We start from the raw sequence: 14,407 nt of genomic DNA, 5'->3' as shown, positions 1-14,407 counted from the left end.
AGCCATGACAAAAACGCATAGCTAAGGTGAGATATGTCGCGTCGATCATTTCCGCTCAATGCCGTAGAGACGTTCATCGTGACCGCGCGTCACCTGAATCTAACCCATGCCGCCAGGGAGCTTTGTCTGACGCAGGGGGCGGTAAGCCGCAAAATCGCTTCGCTGGAAAGCTGGTTCGGCTTCCCGCTGTTCGAGCGCCATGCGCGCGGCCTGCGTCTCTCCTCTCAGGGAAGCGCCCTGCTGCCTGAGCTGCAATCTGCGTTTGAGCACCTGCTGAACGTTGCTGAACAGGCACGAACGCACCAGACCGTTATTCGTCTGAAAGCGCCTACCTGCGCGATGCGCTGGCTGGTGCCGCGGCTGCTACAGGTGGAGCGCGAACAGCCGGAACTCCAGATTGCGCTGACCACCACCACCGATCATAACGTCAATTTCAAAACCGAATCCTGTGACGCGGCGATTGTGTTTGGGACACACATGAGCGCCGGCGATCTGCTGTTCGAAGAGGCCTTAACCCCGGTGATGAGCCCGGTACGGGCCGGTTCTGCGCTGGAAACTCTCACCTTCCTTCACCCCACGCGGGACAAAACGGACTGGACGCTGTGGCTGGCGAAACAGCCGGGTCCGCCGCCAGCTATGCTCAAAAATCAACACTTCGAAACCATGGATCTGGCCATTACCGCCGCCATTCAGGGGCTGGGCATCGCCATCGCGGATGAAACGCTGGTGGAGGAGGACGTGCGCGCCGGACGGCTGATGCGGCCTTTTGACACAAGCATAAAGACGGGGGCGAGCTACCGGCTGGTATTACGCGACGCACCCTGCCCGGAAAACGGACTGGATGCGTTTCGCGCCTGTCTGCTCAGTCGAGGCTGACGTGGTGTTTCATCACCCGTTTGAAGAGGCTCATACGGGCACGCATGAAGCGGTTTTCAAGCCGAAAACCTGCATGTTTATTCACACCGATACGTAACAGCACGTCTCGCCCTTTCCGGCAGGCGGGCCAGCGCGTGGGCCCTGTCAGGCTATCGCGTGCCCCCGCATCCCGGGCGAAGCTCACCCAGTAGTCCGCCACCTGAGCGGCGAAGGCCAGATCGCGTTCATTTACATACTGCCGCGAGGGTTCCACCTGTCCAAGGGTATCGAACACGTAGGGCACTTCGTTGCCGTGCCAGGCGCCATTGATGTACGTCGCGTGCTCCGCTTCGGCCACATAATCAAACCAGTATCGCCAGCACAGGCCGCCCACCCGCTGCTGCGCCTGCATCACTACGTATCCCATGGTGGTGAAGGCCATGTCGCGGCATACCTGCCTGCCAAGTTCCTCATCGCCCTTCACGCCAGGATAAAGCAGCTTAATCAGCCCCAGGCCAAAGCGCCGCTCGCGGCGAAGCTTCTGGATCTGCCCGGCCAGATCGACCCCGAACACCGACATCACGCTGGCTTCGTCGCTGTTTGACCCAATCATCACCGGTACAGGATGCTGGCGGGCCGCGAAAAAGACGTCGAGCATGGCCTCAGGCAAAACGCAATCCCCCACGATGGGCGCAGGGGCGATATTCAGCGGCGAGGTCAGCGGCCAGAACGCCTCAGGCGGGAGCGCGCGAAGCTGTTCCGCGGTGGCATTGTGCAGGCCGAAATGGGCGGCAATCGCTTCGCCTTTATGCATGGCCTGCCCGCGTGGGGTGTCGGGCAGCGTGTACCCGCTTTGCACAATGGCTTTATGGAACAGTCCTCGCGCAAGCGGAGAGGCCATCAGCGACAGCACGCTGCGCGCGCCGGCCGACTCGCCAAATACGGTGATGTTCTCAGGATCGCCGCCGAACGCGGCGATGTTATCGCGCACCCATTCCAGGGCCTGGATCTGATCGAGCAGCGCAAAGTTATGCACCACGCGCTCTTCTTCCCCCTCCAGCGCCGGATGGGCAAAAAAGCCGAGGTGTCCGAGACGGTAATTGATCGTCACCACCACCGTGCCGCGCTTCGCCAGCGCCCTGCCGTTATACGGAGGCAGCCCGCCAGCGCCGAGGGTAAATCCTCCGCCGTGCAGCCAGACCATCACCGGAAGCGGATCGGCGCGTGCGACTGGCGACCAGACGTTAAGGTACAGGCAGTCTTCAGAGAACTGGCCGGGATCGCCGCCGCCCAGCTCCTGACAGCTTTCGCTGCTCTGCCAGCTGGAGGCGGAGAACGCCGTCGCCGGACGCACGCCATCCCAGCGCGCGGGGGGACGCGGGGAGCGCCAGCGCCACTGGCCTACGGGCGGTGCTGCATAGGGGATGCCGCACCACACGTGGGTATCGCCTTCAGTAAAACCAATCAGTGCGCCCTGGCGCGTTTCAACCACAGGGGCGGAGGGATTTTCCATACCAACCTTCTTTTTCCATCACACCCTTGCAGAGTAACGGTTTCAGAGCAAACCGCAACGCTGTTTGCTGCGCGCTTCCGCCTCCTCGTAAAGCGAAAACTCGTCGTACACCGCACAGCCGAGCGCTGCTTCGAAGGCATTGCGGCTGGCATTGCCGTGGCTGCGCGCCTGCGTTTCATTGCCAAGATTCGACTGGAAGATCCCCGCCGCACTGACGGGCAGAAAATCCTCGTAGGTGATGGGCTGTGCTACAACCCAGCCGCGTTCGATCAGCGGCTGCGGATCGTCGCCGGGACGAAACGCGTGGCGATGCGCCTCACCTGTCGGGGTCAGACGGTAGCGGAAATAAGCCAGCCGCTGACGGCGCAGGAACATTTCGCTGTCCGGGAAGGCGCTGAATATCTCGCGCAGGTGAAGCTGGTGGGTCAGGTTGTCTTTGCCGGTCCCGGCCTGGTTTAACAAGCTGTCGTACAGCTCGCGTCCTTTCGGCGTAAGCGCCACGCCGCGCTGCTCAATCTCACCGAAACGCGCGGTATGGGTGCCCCTGTGTTCTCCTGCGAAAAGCACCGGCTCCTCCAGCGCCTTAAAGCTGGTCTGGCGCAGGAGGATCGGCACCTCGCGGCGCGGCGGGCCTTCAATCAGGATTTTCGGCTCAATGCCGTACTTCGGCATCAGCTCCTGCACCCGGTCGATATCCAGCGTGCGCGGCGTGAGATGGTTGATATGGCACCCCGGGAAACAGACCACGTCGGCAATCAGGCGATGTTCGTTGCTCAGCGCCAGATAGGTTTCCTGATCGACCGTCGCATGGCGATGCCAGCGGAAGGTTTCCAGGGCTTCCTGAACAAATTCGCGCGCCTGTGCCTCGGTAAAGTGTCCCTGCGCATCATGCAGGTCGATCAGTTCCAGGCAGCGCGGCGTAAAGATGTTGCGCCGGGAGAGGATCTCCGCCGCCCTTTCGCGCAGCGCAACGTTTTCAATCAGCTCCAGGCGCAGCAGCGAGGTAAAAATGCGAAACGGATTACGGCAGAGCGCCGCATCGTCTGTCGGACGAAACGCCGTCGAGTGGACGGGCACGCCCGCCTGGGAGAGATCGTAATAGCTGACCGGATACATGCCCATAATGGCGAAGATCCGGCGCAGGGTGGAAAGCTCCTGCGCGGTGCCAACGCGGATCGCACCGTGACGTTCAACATTCAGGCGCGCCAGTTCGTCTGCGTTTGCCAGTTGTTCATGTAAAAGTGGGTTATTTTCCAGAACCGCCAGGTTAACGTCCGCCACCAGTTCCAGCAAGGTGCCGTACTGCGGAACTTCCTGCTGGTACATCGCCGACATAGCCTGCGAAAAGTGTTCCCGAATATCATCAGCCGTGATGGTGTTCGCCATGATGTCATGCCTCCAGTGAATACTACCTGGAGTGTAGAGAAGCCCGTTCCTTTCGTTGGGAAGAATTTACGAATTGTGATCCAGGCAGACGAGTGGTCAAAGCGTGGGCATTTTCGAAAAACGGTTGTAACTCAAACAGATCAAATGTTAAAAATATTTTGCTATCAGGTTATCAAATTCAAACATCTTAACTTGTCACCCGCGTCGCTCTGTTTTTAACATCGCCTATGGAAAAAAATGGTCTGTTCAGTCAGCGCATACGCTTGCGCCATTTGCATACTTTTGTGGCCGTCGCTCAACAGGGAACGCTGGGGCGAGCGGCTGAAACCCTTAACCTCAGTCAGCCTGCACTATCCAAAACGCTGAACGAACTGGAACAGCTTACCGGAACCCGCCTGTTCGATCGTGGCCGTCTGGGCGCTCAGCTTACTCTCGTGGGTGAACAGTTCCTGACGCATGCCGTTAAAGTTCTCGATGCCCTCAATACCGCCGGTCAGGCGCTCAACCGTAAAGAGGAGTCGGCCAGCGACATCGTGCGCGTGGGCGCGCTGCCAACGGCGGCGCTGGGTATACTGCCTGCGGCGATCGGCCAGTTCCACCGTCAGCAAAAGCACGCCACGCTTCAGGTCGCGACCATGAATAATACCATGCTGCTGGCGGGCCTGAAGTCAGGCGAGCTGGATCTGGGCATTGGGCGGATGTCCGATCCGGAACTGATGAGCGGCCTGAATTACGAGCTGCTGTTCCTGGAATCGCTGAAGCTGGTCGTGCGTCCGAATCATCCCCTGTTGCAGGACACCGTGACCCTGAGCCGCGTGATGGAGTGGCCGGTGGTGGTCTCACCAAAAGGAACCGTTCCGCGTCAGAATGCGGAAGCGTTGCTGCAAATGCAGGGCTGCACGCTGCCTTCCGGATGTATTGAAACGCTCTCGGCGTCGCTGTCGCGCCAGCTTACGGTGGATTACGACTACGTGTGGTTTGTGCCGTCCGGCGCGGTGAAGGACGATCTGCGACGCGGCGTGCTTACGGCGCTGCCGGTAACATCGCCCGGCGCGGGAGAACCGATTGGGATCCTGACGCGGGTAGATGCCCCGCTCTCTGAAGGTGCCCAAACGCTGTTAAGCGCCATTCGTAAATCAATGCCTCTCTGACCCTAAACGCAGAACCCGCCGCGAGGGCGGGTCTGTCTTACTCAGAACGTTTCCCAGTTATCACCTGAGACGGCCGCCGCCGGTGTTAAAGGCGCGGATTTCGCTGCGGTTGCAGGGGCTGTAGTCCGTCCAGCCCCTGCCCCGATGAGACGAAACGCGCCAACGGCCTCCGTCAGACGTGCGCCCTGCTCTTCCAGCGAGGCCGCCGCCGCAGAAGCTTCTTCCACCAGCGAGGCATTCTGCTGCGTCACCTTGTCCATCTCGGAAATCGCCTGGCTCACCTGAACAATGCCGCGGCTCTGCTCATCGGACGCCGCTGCAATCTCCAGCATAATATCGGTGACGCGTTTAACCGCCTCGACGATCTCATTCATGGTATTGCCCGCCGCAACCACTTCCCCGGAACCCTGATCGATAAGCGACACAGATTCATTAATCAGGCTTTCAATCTCTTTCGCCGCATTCGCGCTGCGGCTTGCCAGGGTGCGGACTTCACTCGCCACGACCGCAAAGCCGCGTCCCTGTTCACCCGCACGCGCCGCCTCGACCGCCGCGTTGAGCGCCAGAATATTGGTCTGGAACGCGATACTGTTAATCACGGCGGTAATTTCAGAGATCTTCTTCGAGCTGGTGGAAATATTACCCATGGTTTTCACCACGCCGGAGACCATCTGCCCCCCGCGGCTGGCCTTACCGGAGGCATCTTCTGCCAGTTTACTCGCATGATGCGCGTTATCGGCGTTCTGTTTCACCGTCGCGGTGAGCTGCTCCATGCTGGCCGCCGTCTGTTCAATCGCCGCCGCCTGCTGCTCGGTACGGGAAGAGAGATCGGTGTTACCCGCGGAGATCTCGCTGGTTCCACGATAGATCTCCTCCGCCCCTTGCCGCACGGTGCCCACGGTTGTCACCAGCGCGTGCTGCATCGTTTGCAGATCGCGCGTCAGGCGGCCAATTTCGCTGCGTCCGGTCGGTTCGTCCGGCATGGTCAAATCGCCTTTTGCGATATTTTCGATACGCGTAGCGGCTCGCTGGAGCGGGTTTATCACCGTACGGCGCAGCACCACAAAGGTGATCACCGCCAGCGCCAGCGCCAGGCCAAACGCGCCGAACATAAACATCAGCCCCAGCCGGGTGCGGGTGTGAGCCTGTGCCGTCAGCGCGTTGGCGCGTTCGGTGCGGATTTTTATCGCCTTCAGCAGCACCGCGTTATAGGCATCGTCCAGCGGACGCGCGGTCTCATTTTCGTGGTTAATAATGGCTTCAAACATGCCATTTTTGGCATATTTCAGCATCGGCTGCATACCGGCGATGTAGGCGTCATAGCGGGCTTTCAGATCGCCATCCAGCGCTTCATCAGCCGGGGTACGAACGGTGCGCTTCATATAAGCGGCAAATCCATCCTGCGACTGCCTGATGCGGATCTCAGCCTCAGCGATGTTTTGTTTCATCGCCTCCATCTCCGCGATACGGCTGGCCGCACCCGCGTGGATCATGTTGATACGGGCGGTGCGTAAATGGTTGGAACTGTTTGACAGACCGGTGCGCACCTGGATTTCTGCCGTGACATCCTGCTGATCGTTATCGGCCTGGAGCAGGAAATAGCCTGCCAGACCTGAGCTCAATGCAAACAGGAGAATAATGCCACCGAGAATGGAGGAAAACAGCGGAACCAGCCGGATGTGATGCAAGAAACTCAGCTTAGGCTGCGCCTGCATCGATGTTGTGTTGTCCATGACCGTCGACTCTCTTATAGGTAAGATGCGTAATAACACGCCTGTAAAAGAGTCATCGGCACGCCAGGGAATTAAATTACGTCTAAAAGCGCCGGACAGGTCACACTTTAGAGAAGATCAGGGAAGAAATGCCAGCGGAAAAAACCGCTGGCAGAATAATCAGTTGTCGCCGAAATGGATAACGGTGCGAATGGATTTTCCTTCGTGCATCAGATCGAAGGCTTCGTTGATCTGCTCCAGCGGCAGGCGGTGCGTAATGAACGGATCAAGCTGAATTTTACCGACCATCGCATCTTCAACCATGCCCGGCAGCTGAGTACGGCCTTTCACGCCGCCAAATGCTGACCCGCGCCATACGCGCCCTGTCACCAGCTGGAAGGGACGGGTTTTGATCTCCTGACCCGCGCCGGCCACACCGATAATGATGCTCTCGCCCCAGCCTTTGTGGCAGCACTCCAGCGCTGAGCGCATTACGTTGACGTTGCCGATACATTCGAAGCTAAAGTCCACGCCGCCGTCGGTCAGCTCAACGATCACGTCCTGAACCGGTTTGTCGTAGTCTTTCGGGTTGATAAAGTCGGTCGCCCCCATCTCACCTGCGAGCTTAAATTTCTCCGGGTTGGTGTCCACAGCAATGATACGCCCAGCTTTCGCCTGTACCGCGCCCTGGATAACCGCCAGACCGATCCCGCCCAGGCCGAACACCGCCACGGTGTCCCCCTCTTTCACTTTCGCCGTGTTATGCACCGCGCCGATACCGGTGGTGACACCGCAGCCGAGCAGACAGACTTTATCCAGCGGGGCCTGCGGATTCACTTTCGCCAGTGAGATCTCGGCGCACACCGTGTATTCGCTGAAGGTGCTGGTACCCATGTAGTGATAAATGGGCTCGCCGTTATAGGAGAAACGGGTGGTGCCGTCCGGCATAAGTCCTTTGCCCTGCGTGGCGCGCACGGCCTGGCAGAGGTTAGTTTTGCCGGATTTGCAGAACTTACACTCGCCGCACTCTGCGGTGTAGAGCGGGATCACATGGTCGCCGGGCTTCAGGCTGGTGACGCCTTCACCCACTTCCACCACCACACCGCCCCCTTCGTGGCCGAGCACCGCCGGGAATACGCCTTCCGGATCGTCACCAGACAGGGTAAACGCATCGGTATGGCAAACGCCGGTGTGGGTAATTTTGATCAGCACTTCGCCTTTCTTCGGCGGAGCAACATCAATTTCAACGATTTTCAGCGGCTGGCCTGGGCCGAACGCGACAGCTGCGCGAGATTTCATGATGTCTTTCCCTTGTTGTGAGGTGTGTGGGTTTATTTTAGATAAGAGCGCAGCAAATGGCCGACTTCCGCCATCCGCACAGCCCGCTGATCCGGGGTGGTCTCCCCCGTCACCAGCTCATCTTTGAGGTGAATTTCGACCATTTCCCCCATCAGACCATTGGCAGCGCCGCGCACGGCGGCAATTTGCTGCAAAATGGCGAGACAGGGATCGCCCGATTCCAGGGCGCGTTCAAGGGCATCAACCTGGCCCCGAATGCGGCGGACGCGGGTCAGAATACGTTTTTTATCTTCGGGTGAATGCGGCATACGCCCTCCTGATACTATAGGGGGGTATTGTATCTGTTAATACGATTTTATGTAAACATGAAGTTTAGTGTGGGTTTTAAGTAGAGCCGTAGGTAATGTGAAAAATCAGCGTCTGGAGTTAATATTGGTGACTCGCTGATATACCAGAAGTGGGCAATCAGGTGCGTCAGGAGCGAAAAGTAGATGGATAAATCCATTGCAGCCATGCACTGTCCCTTTAAAATTAACGTGTTGGTTGTTCTTGTTATTGAGTGTAATGCAAGTGTGGTACAGATGAAGTCATACAACGTCATTCTTTCTTAAAAATCCTACTTTAAAAGACTTGTGCAATCACACTAACCCCCACTAAAGAACGTAGGTATCATAAGAATACGAAAAAGAATAGACTAATACTGTTGGATATATTTATCTTTGATAACATGTAGCCTGTAGTAAACAAAATAAGTCGAGTGCAGCATGTTCGGACAGAAAACATTGCTGAAACTGGTCCTGATCCGGTTTATCCAAAAGAATTTTTATACACTCTGATAAATATTACTATCACAATTGGGTTTTACATATTGAATTCGGATCACAACGCTTCATCATTAAGGAATGACTAAGTATGAAAAGAATTGTTCTCGCCTCTTTGGTTTTATCTTTTTCGTTATCAGCTATCGCTAATCAATTAAGCATTGATGACCAAATTAATAATGCTTGTGCTAAGGCCTTAAGCGGTGACAAAGAACCTTTGGGTAACTTCCCACCAGATAGTTTTGCTGCAACAGTCAGTCCGAAAGTTAAAGAAGCTTACAACGAAGTTTTAAAATCTCGATCTTCTATTGTAAACGACCTGAGTTTACAGAATGCAACCAGTTGCGCCAACCTGGTTAGAGATAAACTGAAATCAAAAGGTGAGTACACAGAAGAAAAATAATTCCCAGGGTGGAGAAACAGCATTTTTTGTGGAACTGAACGCTTTCTCAATCAGAGTACGTTCTTAAGAAAACATCGACAAGATAGTTCCTCAGCTGTGTTTTCCACCTCTCGCTGGTCCCTCAATACCCTGACATCCCGTTGCCTGATGGCACCCTCCGCAATGACAGCGCCCGCCTAAACAGCACAGACGTTGTTGACGATATTTACGCTTTCGTCTCGTCGTGACCAACCCTATTTAGCTCGAAATGTTAAAAATCCGCACTTATATGGCACAATGTGAACAGAAATAACATTCTCGTCACCTAACATACTCGCTACAAACAAAATGGTGGTGTTAATGATTGTACTAAAGAGCTTTTTATTCTTCGTTGGCGCGGCGGCCGCTTGCGCACTTATTGTACTTTGTCTTTGGGTTGATATGCGGTTTGTCGGCCATGATATTCCGGAATTATCACTGACCGAAATTATGCAGGAAACGGTATTAGCGACTATTGTCTTTCTCCATTTTCGTCTGGCGAAAATGTACGAATCCATGCGTTACTGTAATATTCTGGTGGGCGGATTTTTCCTGACAATGCTAATTCGTGAACTGGACGCGCTTTTTGATCTCATTTCTCATGGGAGTTGGGTGTGGTTCGCGCTGATTACCGCTCTGCTGGCGCTAATTCGCCCCGTTATGCATTTTCGCGCTACCCTGGAACAGCTGGCAAAATATACCCAATCCCCCTGGTACGGTATTCTTTTAAGCGGCCTGCTGGCTGTACTGGTCTTCTCCCGCCTCTTTGGCATGCAGGTGCTGTGGCACGCCATCCTGGAGCATGGCTATATGCGTGTCGTGAAAAACGCCGTGGAGGAAGGTTCGGAATCGTTCGGCTATATGCTGTGCCTGGCTGCATCCCTTGGCTATTACGTTACCTTTCCCGCTCACGCACGACAAAAATAATCTCCTGGTGCTGCGTAGAGAGATGGCGAGGGAAATATTGATCAACGACATTCTTAGGACGTTAGGGTGGCCATGTAAGAAAGACATATCCTAAAAAGGGGCAATCAGGCGTCGATTTCAGCGAAATCTCTCTCACGCCTGAAATCAGCGTCTATCCTTAGACTATCAACAAAAGGAGGCTGGAATGTCTGATTTCGACACTGATAAAAATGCACAATACGCTGGCGATAAAGCCAAAAACAAACTTGATGAATTATCCGGCTCTGCGCAGCAGCAGTTTGGTGAATTCGTTGACTCCCCTAAACACCAGGTGAAAGGTGCAGCGAAAAAATATGCTGCCCAGGCCAGTGATGCCGTTTCGGATGTTACTGAAGCCGTCAGAAATAACCCGTTAACGGGCTTAATCGCTGCGGGTGCGGTAGGTATCGTTCTGGGACTTCTGCTGGGACGTAAATAATTTCAGGCCCTTCGGGGCCTTTCCTTTTCCCCTCTTTCCTGCTCTTTCCCCCCCTATAGTTGATAGTTTTCCTGACAAAAACACGATCCACGTGAAAAGTTGTACAATTTTAATGTACAGATTTGATCGAATAGTATAAATTCAATGCCACTGATGTTACAAAATTGTTTGTTAACGGTGGAAAATTATGCGTCGCAACCATGCTCCCTCTACAGCAGAAAGCGCTATCACCTTGTATTTTAACAAGGATAACGTCCCGACACAGCAGGAAACCCTTGGTGCCATCGTCAGTGAGATCATCAAAGAAAATGTACAACTGAGCAGAATGACAATTTGTACAAAGCTGTTGCGCAGAATTGAAGAATCAACGTTAGACGTTGAGAAAGCGCACTACAACGGTCTGATAGCCCTCTTCTTCGAGCGTTAACCTGAACACTGTTTTTTAACTTACTAAGTTAGTCATGCTGAGTGAGAATAGAGTTCCTGAATGCGATGACTAACCCCATGCTACAGCCTGCCGCGTGTAGCAGAGTGAGATTGAAGCTATGCATAGAACTAAATTTGAACGACTTAAGGATGACCTTATCGGTGAGGCCGTATTATCCATACTGAAAGAGAACGGACCTATTACCTTTGTGTCTCTTGCTAATCGCCTGCGGGCGATGGCTAACGTTGAATCAAATGATGAACGTAAAAATGCATTGATTGCCGCTGAAGATGAAGTGCGCCAGCGTGTAACCGGAGTCTCGCACGATCGGGGAAGAGTGATGGGCGATTATGACATTGGTCGCATGCGATCTCTCTTTACTCACAACACGCTTCTGACCCCAGACAAGAAACACTAATTTTAACCGAAACGGTGACCACCATGAGTAAAGCGATTATGCAGCAGACGTATAATTTTGAAGCCCTGCACGATAAAGGACTGGCGGAACATTTTCTTAATGCAGGAAAGCATCTCAGTGGTGAGGTTGAAGTGTTGGGCTCGGCAATACGCTGTATTATGCTGACCGGTGACAATCTCTCTAATAAAGAGATTATCCTGCAACTGATTCACGCCCTCGAAATTACCGAGGAGCCCGAAGCCTGCGATGTCATTCGAAATACGCTTGAAATTGTTGTCGGTTTTACGCGCGATGATATCTGATAACAGATTACTGCGCTGGTGAGTGACTGTTTTTGCTGGTGGTCGAAGAGTTTCTCTGTCGTACCACCAGCACAGTGACCCCATTAACTAAATAGCCGTACCATTCGATCCAGCTCTTCTTCTTTAACCGCCCGGGAAAGATAATATCCCTGGAAGCGTTTAACCCCTAACGCGACAAGTTTTTCAAATTTTTCTTCGCTATCGACGCCTTCCGCAACGCATTCCCTTCCTGTCATGTCGCTGTATATCTGTATCGCTTTAATAATGCTATAGTCATTGTCGTTAGCAACAAAGTGCTCAACTATATCGCGGTCAAGCTTCAGTCCATCAACATTAATCTGTCGGATGGGTAACATAGCGTAATCTCTGGAAAAGCAATCATCCAGAAACAGCCGACACCCCTCGGCGCGTAAACGCTGGAGAGTGACAGGAATATTTGGGTCCTTTGTTACGTCAATCGTTTCCGCTAATTCAAAGACAAGTTTTCCGGCCCACTGCGGCTTCAGTAACATCTCAACGGCTTTTTTCGCCATTCCCGGCAGCGCGTTCCCGGTAGCCAGCGGAGGCGGAATATTAATCGAGAAATAATATTTCCCATTATATCTGTTGATACCTGATACGGCCGCGTGGATGACTAACGCCGTCAGTTTGAGCCAGATTTCGCCATTTTTTACCCCGTCCAGAAATTGGGCTGCCTTCAGAACCTGACCGTTTTTATGCCAGCGCAGCAGAATTTCAAAGCCTACTCCTTTTTTATTACCATCGGTAATAATTTGATAAGCCGCAAAGATTTCCCGCTTATGTAACGCCTGCAAAATATCTATTTCCGCATCCGAAAATCCCTGCACCTTATTTTTTACTCTACAGACTTCTTCCCTGAAGACACGTGCATCGCTAAACCACACTCTGATAAGATATAATTTACCCAACCCCACTTTTCGATGGGTATAAATGGTTTTATCTGACAACCCTAACCTCGCAGACTGCTCTTTTATCGAAATACCCCGATAAAAATTCAGTAATACGGTTAATTCGCGCTTTGTTAAACCATGCAGGCTTTCCTTACCTTCTTTCTCAGGCCCATCACGCAATAAGCGTGACGAATCGGTATGCACGTCATAAATGTTGTCTGCACAGTCCATTACGTCTGAAATATTCGCTATCCTGATCATCGATAACGATTTGGTATTATTAACGAGACTTCTCAACGTGGCATAAAGCCATCTCTCTGGTATTGCGCCATACAGCGTCACGCTACAAATAACCGGCAGTGCATTCAGCACCGATACCAACCGCTTCAGGCTTTCAAGAAAGGCAGCGACGTCGCGACCAGGAAAAACAGAAATCTCAGGGTGTTGATTTTGCATCATTTTTTGAACATCACCTGAGCAAACTTCATCCTCTTCAAAATGGAGCCGCGTGGTGTTTACGCCACGAGACTTCAGAAGCAGGCTATACCCCTCGAAGGTGAAACCGCAGGCTGAAATAACAAACCGTTGCTTGTAGCACGTACCTTGTATAAAAGGTAAATTTTGAGACATAACCTGCTCCTGAGAATGCCAATAGTATTCTCACCTGTAATTAAAACCAATATTCCCTGTCGCGTTGAATAATTTTATCGCACCCTGCTTGGTTAAGAAACCGTTATCAATGTTATGCACATGAACATCTTTGCGTTAATCAACCGACTCATCCATATGCAGCATAAATATTACTTTCTTTTCATATAACGACAGTAAATATGCACTTCTCAAGGTATAATGAAAATTCCGAAAAAGAAGACCGGACACTTCATCTTATCGGCCCAGACAAAAAGAGAAAATGCTATGGATAATCACATCTCATCCAGGGCTTTGCTACATCGAAGGGATGTCATTAAAAACAACCCGCGATTTGGTGAAGCTATAACAGAACACTACAGAATTAATGATGCCATTTATAAAAAACAACCCTTGTTCTACAAAACGATGCTTCAGGAATCACGCTTCAACATAATACTGTCCATGTGTTGTTTTGTTTTTGGCAATCAGGCTGAGTCAGTTTCAGAGATTAAGGCGCTATGCACCCGCTATAATATCGCCAGCCCTAACAGCGTTATCGCGATCATCACCATACTTAAAACCACCGGGCGAATTAAGACCTGGCGCTGTACTGAAGATCGCCGCAAAACAAAAATCGCGCCGACGGAAAAAGGACTCGATGAGCTTAAACGCTATATGTCCGGGGCGTTTACGCCTGTCAGCATTCTTTATCCGGCATTCAACATTAATGTTAATCTTCTGGACAATGACATTCTGAGGCACAACTTTTTCCGGCGCGCCGCAGAGTACCTTTTCCGCGGATTAACATTCAGGAAAGTGCTTCCGGAGGTGGGTTTATTTATTGATAAGGATGGTGGCCGAATGATTATGCTCTATCTCTATTTGCAGGCCATTAAAAACAAAACAGCACACGGTGCCATAATAGCGTATTCAGCCAGCACGCTGGCAAAAGAATTTTTCGTCTCGCGTATTCACGTCAACCGCATTATCAAATCGGCGCAGGAGGCAGGTTATCTTAAAGATCGCGGCGATGGCCGGATGTCAATTTACCCGGCCTTTATCGAGCTGGTCGAAAATTATGCCGGATTATATTTTGCCTATGTTACACATTACATCAACGTGGTGCCAAAAGAACGACGCCATGCTGTCAACATGACGTCTACACTCTGATCTGACG

Annotated in this window: 15 protein-coding genes; 9 read left to right on the top strand and 6 right to left on the bottom strand. The window is 52.7% G+C overall.

Features of this window, described 5'->3' with window-relative positions; all coding sequences use genetic code 11:
- Positions 1-33: 33 nt before the first annotated feature.
- Complete coding sequence (locus O1721_RS14950; RefSeq protein WP_032648271.1) at positions 34-876, top strand: LysR family transcriptional regulator; 843 nt, start codon at positions 34-36, stop codon at positions 874-876.
- Here the strand turns inward: O1721_RS14950 and O1721_RS14945 are convergent.
- Positions 863-2,368: a carboxylesterase/lipase family protein gene (locus O1721_RS14945; protein WP_032648269.1), complete on the bottom strand. Its 1,506-nt coding sequence runs from the start codon at positions 2,366-2,368 to the stop codon at positions 863-865. The two genes, O1721_RS14950 and O1721_RS14945, sit on opposite strands and share 14 nt — an antisense overlap.
- A 42-nt stretch (positions 2,369-2,410) precedes the next feature.
- The gene (gene hglS / locus O1721_RS14940) at positions 2,411-3,754 is read right to left on the bottom strand and encodes a 2-oxoadipate dioxygenase/decarboxylase HglS (protein WP_032648267.1); all 1,344 of its coding nucleotides are present in this window, start codon (positions 3,752-3,754) and stop codon (positions 2,411-2,413) included.
- Between the two features lie 227 nt (positions 3,755-3,981).
- Here hglS and O1721_RS14935 point away from each other — a divergent pair, with 227 nt between their 5' ends.
- Positions 3,982-4,905 (top strand): LysR substrate-binding domain-containing protein, encoded by a 924-nt coding sequence (locus O1721_RS14935; RefSeq protein WP_015570563.1) that lies wholly within the window; start codon positions 3,982-3,984, stop codon positions 4,903-4,905.
- Positions 4,906-4,946: 41 nt separating this feature from the next.
- On the opposite strand, the gene O1721_RS14930 is transcribed toward O1721_RS14935, so the two are convergent.
- The 3 genes from O1721_RS14930 to O1721_RS14920 form a co-directional block, all read right to left on the bottom strand.
- The gene (locus O1721_RS14930; protein WP_032648265.1) at positions 4,947-6,638 is read right to left on the bottom strand and encodes a methyl-accepting chemotaxis protein; all 1,692 of its coding nucleotides are present in this window, start codon (positions 6,636-6,638) and stop codon (positions 4,947-4,949) included.
- Positions 6,639-6,797: 159 nt separating this feature from the next.
- Positions 6,798-7,916, bottom strand: coding sequence for an S-(hydroxymethyl)glutathione dehydrogenase/class III alcohol dehydrogenase (locus tag O1721_RS14925; protein ID WP_017693450.1), 1,119 nt, complete (start codon positions 7,914-7,916; stop codon positions 6,798-6,800).
- A 32-nt stretch (positions 7,917-7,948) separates the two neighbouring features.
- On the bottom strand, positions 7,949-8,224 hold the full coding sequence (locus tag O1721_RS14920) for a metal/formaldehyde-sensitive transcriptional repressor (protein WP_003857256.1): 276 nt from the start codon (positions 8,222-8,224) through the stop codon (positions 7,949-7,951).
- Between the two features lie 604 nt (positions 8,225-8,828).
- Here O1721_RS14920 and O1721_RS14915 point away from each other — a divergent pair.
- The 6 genes from O1721_RS14915 to O1721_RS14890 all read left to right on the top strand — a co-directional run bounded on the left by O1721_RS14915 (position 8,829) and on the right by O1721_RS14890 (position 11,689).
- Positions 8,829-9,140, top strand: a complete 312-nt coding sequence (locus O1721_RS14915) for a hypothetical protein (protein ID WP_032648262.1) — start codon at positions 8,829-8,831, stop codon at positions 9,138-9,140.
- A 339-nt stretch (positions 9,141-9,479) separates the two neighbouring features.
- Positions 9,480-10,085: a hypothetical protein gene (locus O1721_RS14910; RefSeq protein ID WP_032648260.1), complete on the top strand. Its 606-nt coding sequence runs from the start codon at positions 9,480-9,482 to the stop codon at positions 10,083-10,085.
- 184 nt (positions 10,086-10,269) lie between these two features.
- Entirely contained in the window at positions 10,270-10,542 is a 273-nt protein-coding gene (locus O1721_RS14905) for an ElaB/YgaM/YqjD family protein (protein WP_003857263.1), read from the top strand.
- Positions 10,543-10,729: 187 nt separating this feature from the next.
- Positions 10,730-10,969 carry a regulatory protein YcgZ gene (gene ycgZ, locus O1721_RS14900; RefSeq protein ID WP_032648258.1) on the top strand — a complete coding sequence of 80 codons (240 nt, stop codon included), beginning with the start codon at positions 10,730-10,732 and terminating at the stop codon, positions 10,967-10,969.
- Between the two features lie 118 nt (positions 10,970-11,087).
- Positions 11,088-11,387 carry a hypothetical protein gene (locus tag O1721_RS14895; protein ID WP_023296588.1) on the top strand — a complete coding sequence of 100 codons (300 nt, stop codon included), beginning with the start codon at positions 11,088-11,090 and terminating at the stop codon, positions 11,385-11,387.
- Between the two features lie 23 nt (positions 11,388-11,410).
- Positions 11,411-11,689, top strand: coding sequence for a biofilm development regulator YmgB/AriR family protein (locus O1721_RS14890; RefSeq protein ID WP_044596271.1), 279 nt, complete (start codon positions 11,411-11,413; stop codon positions 11,687-11,689).
- A gap of 83 nt (positions 11,690-11,772) precedes the next feature.
- Here O1721_RS14890 and O1721_RS14885 read toward each other — a convergent pair whose 3' ends face one another.
- Positions 11,773-13,230 carry an EAL domain-containing protein gene (locus O1721_RS14885; RefSeq protein ID WP_032648256.1) on the bottom strand — a complete coding sequence of 486 codons (1,458 nt, stop codon included), beginning with the start codon at positions 13,228-13,230 and terminating at the stop codon, positions 11,773-11,775.
- Positions 13,231-13,515: 285 nt separating this feature from the next.
- On the opposite strand from O1721_RS14885, the gene O1721_RS14880 reads away from it, so the two are divergent.
- The gene (locus tag O1721_RS14880; protein WP_032650020.1) at positions 13,516-14,400 is read left to right on the top strand and encodes a hypothetical protein; all 885 of its coding nucleotides are present in this window, start codon (positions 13,516-13,518) and stop codon (positions 14,398-14,400) included.
- The last annotated feature ends 7 nt before the right edge of the window (positions 14,401-14,407 follow it).

It is taken from the genome of Enterobacter cloacae complex sp. HYC033_NIDB (assembly GCF_056673335.1).
Note: the sequence above shows the minus strand (reverse complement) of the source record. Positions and strands in the feature narration are given on the sequence as shown.

Coding starts and splice junctions, on each gene's coding strand:
- O1721_RS14880 (WP_032650020.1), top strand. CDS start 13,516: ATGGATAATCACATCTCATCCAGGGCTTTGCTACATCGAAGGGATGTC.
- O1721_RS14890 (WP_044596271.1), top strand. CDS start 11,411: ATGAGTAAAGCGATTATGCAGCAGACGTATAATTTTGAAGCCCTGCAC.
- O1721_RS14935 (WP_015570563.1), top strand. CDS start 3,982: ATGGAAAAAAATGGTCTGTTCAGTCAGCGCATACGCTTGCGCCATTTG.
- O1721_RS14910 (WP_032648260.1), top strand. CDS start 9,480: ATGATTGTACTAAAGAGCTTTTTATTCTTCGTTGGCGCGGCGGCCGCT.
- O1721_RS14885 (WP_032648256.1), bottom strand. CDS start 13,230: ATGTCTCAAAATTTACCTTTTATACAAGGTACGTGCTACAAGCAACGG.
- O1721_RS14920 (WP_003857256.1), bottom strand. CDS start 8,224: ATGCCGCATTCACCCGAAGATAAAAAACGTATTCTGACCCGCGTCCGC.
- ycgZ (WP_032648258.1), top strand. CDS start 10,730: ATGCGTCGCAACCATGCTCCCTCTACAGCAGAAAGCGCTATCACCTTG.
- O1721_RS14925 (WP_017693450.1), bottom strand. CDS start 7,916: ATGAAATCTCGCGCAGCTGTCGCGTTCGGCCCAGGCCAGCCGCTGAAA.
- hglS (WP_032648267.1), bottom strand. CDS start 3,754: ATGGCGAACACCATCACGGCTGATGATATTCGGGAACACTTTTCGCAG.
- O1721_RS14895 (WP_023296588.1), top strand. CDS start 11,088: ATGCATAGAACTAAATTTGAACGACTTAAGGATGACCTTATCGGTGAG.
- O1721_RS14930 (WP_032648265.1), bottom strand. CDS start 6,638: ATGGACAACACAACATCGATGCAGGCGCAGCCTAAGCTGAGTTTCTTG.
- O1721_RS14915 (WP_032648262.1), top strand. CDS start 8,829: ATGAAAAGAATTGTTCTCGCCTCTTTGGTTTTATCTTTTTCGTTATCA.
- O1721_RS14905 (WP_003857263.1), top strand. CDS start 10,270: ATGTCTGATTTCGACACTGATAAAAATGCACAATACGCTGGCGATAAA.
- O1721_RS14945 (WP_032648269.1), bottom strand. CDS start 2,368: ATGGAAAATCCCTCCGCCCCTGTGGTTGAAACGCGCCAGGGCGCACTG.
- O1721_RS14950 (WP_032648271.1), top strand. CDS start 34: ATGTCGCGTCGATCATTTCCGCTCAATGCCGTAGAGACGTTCATCGTG.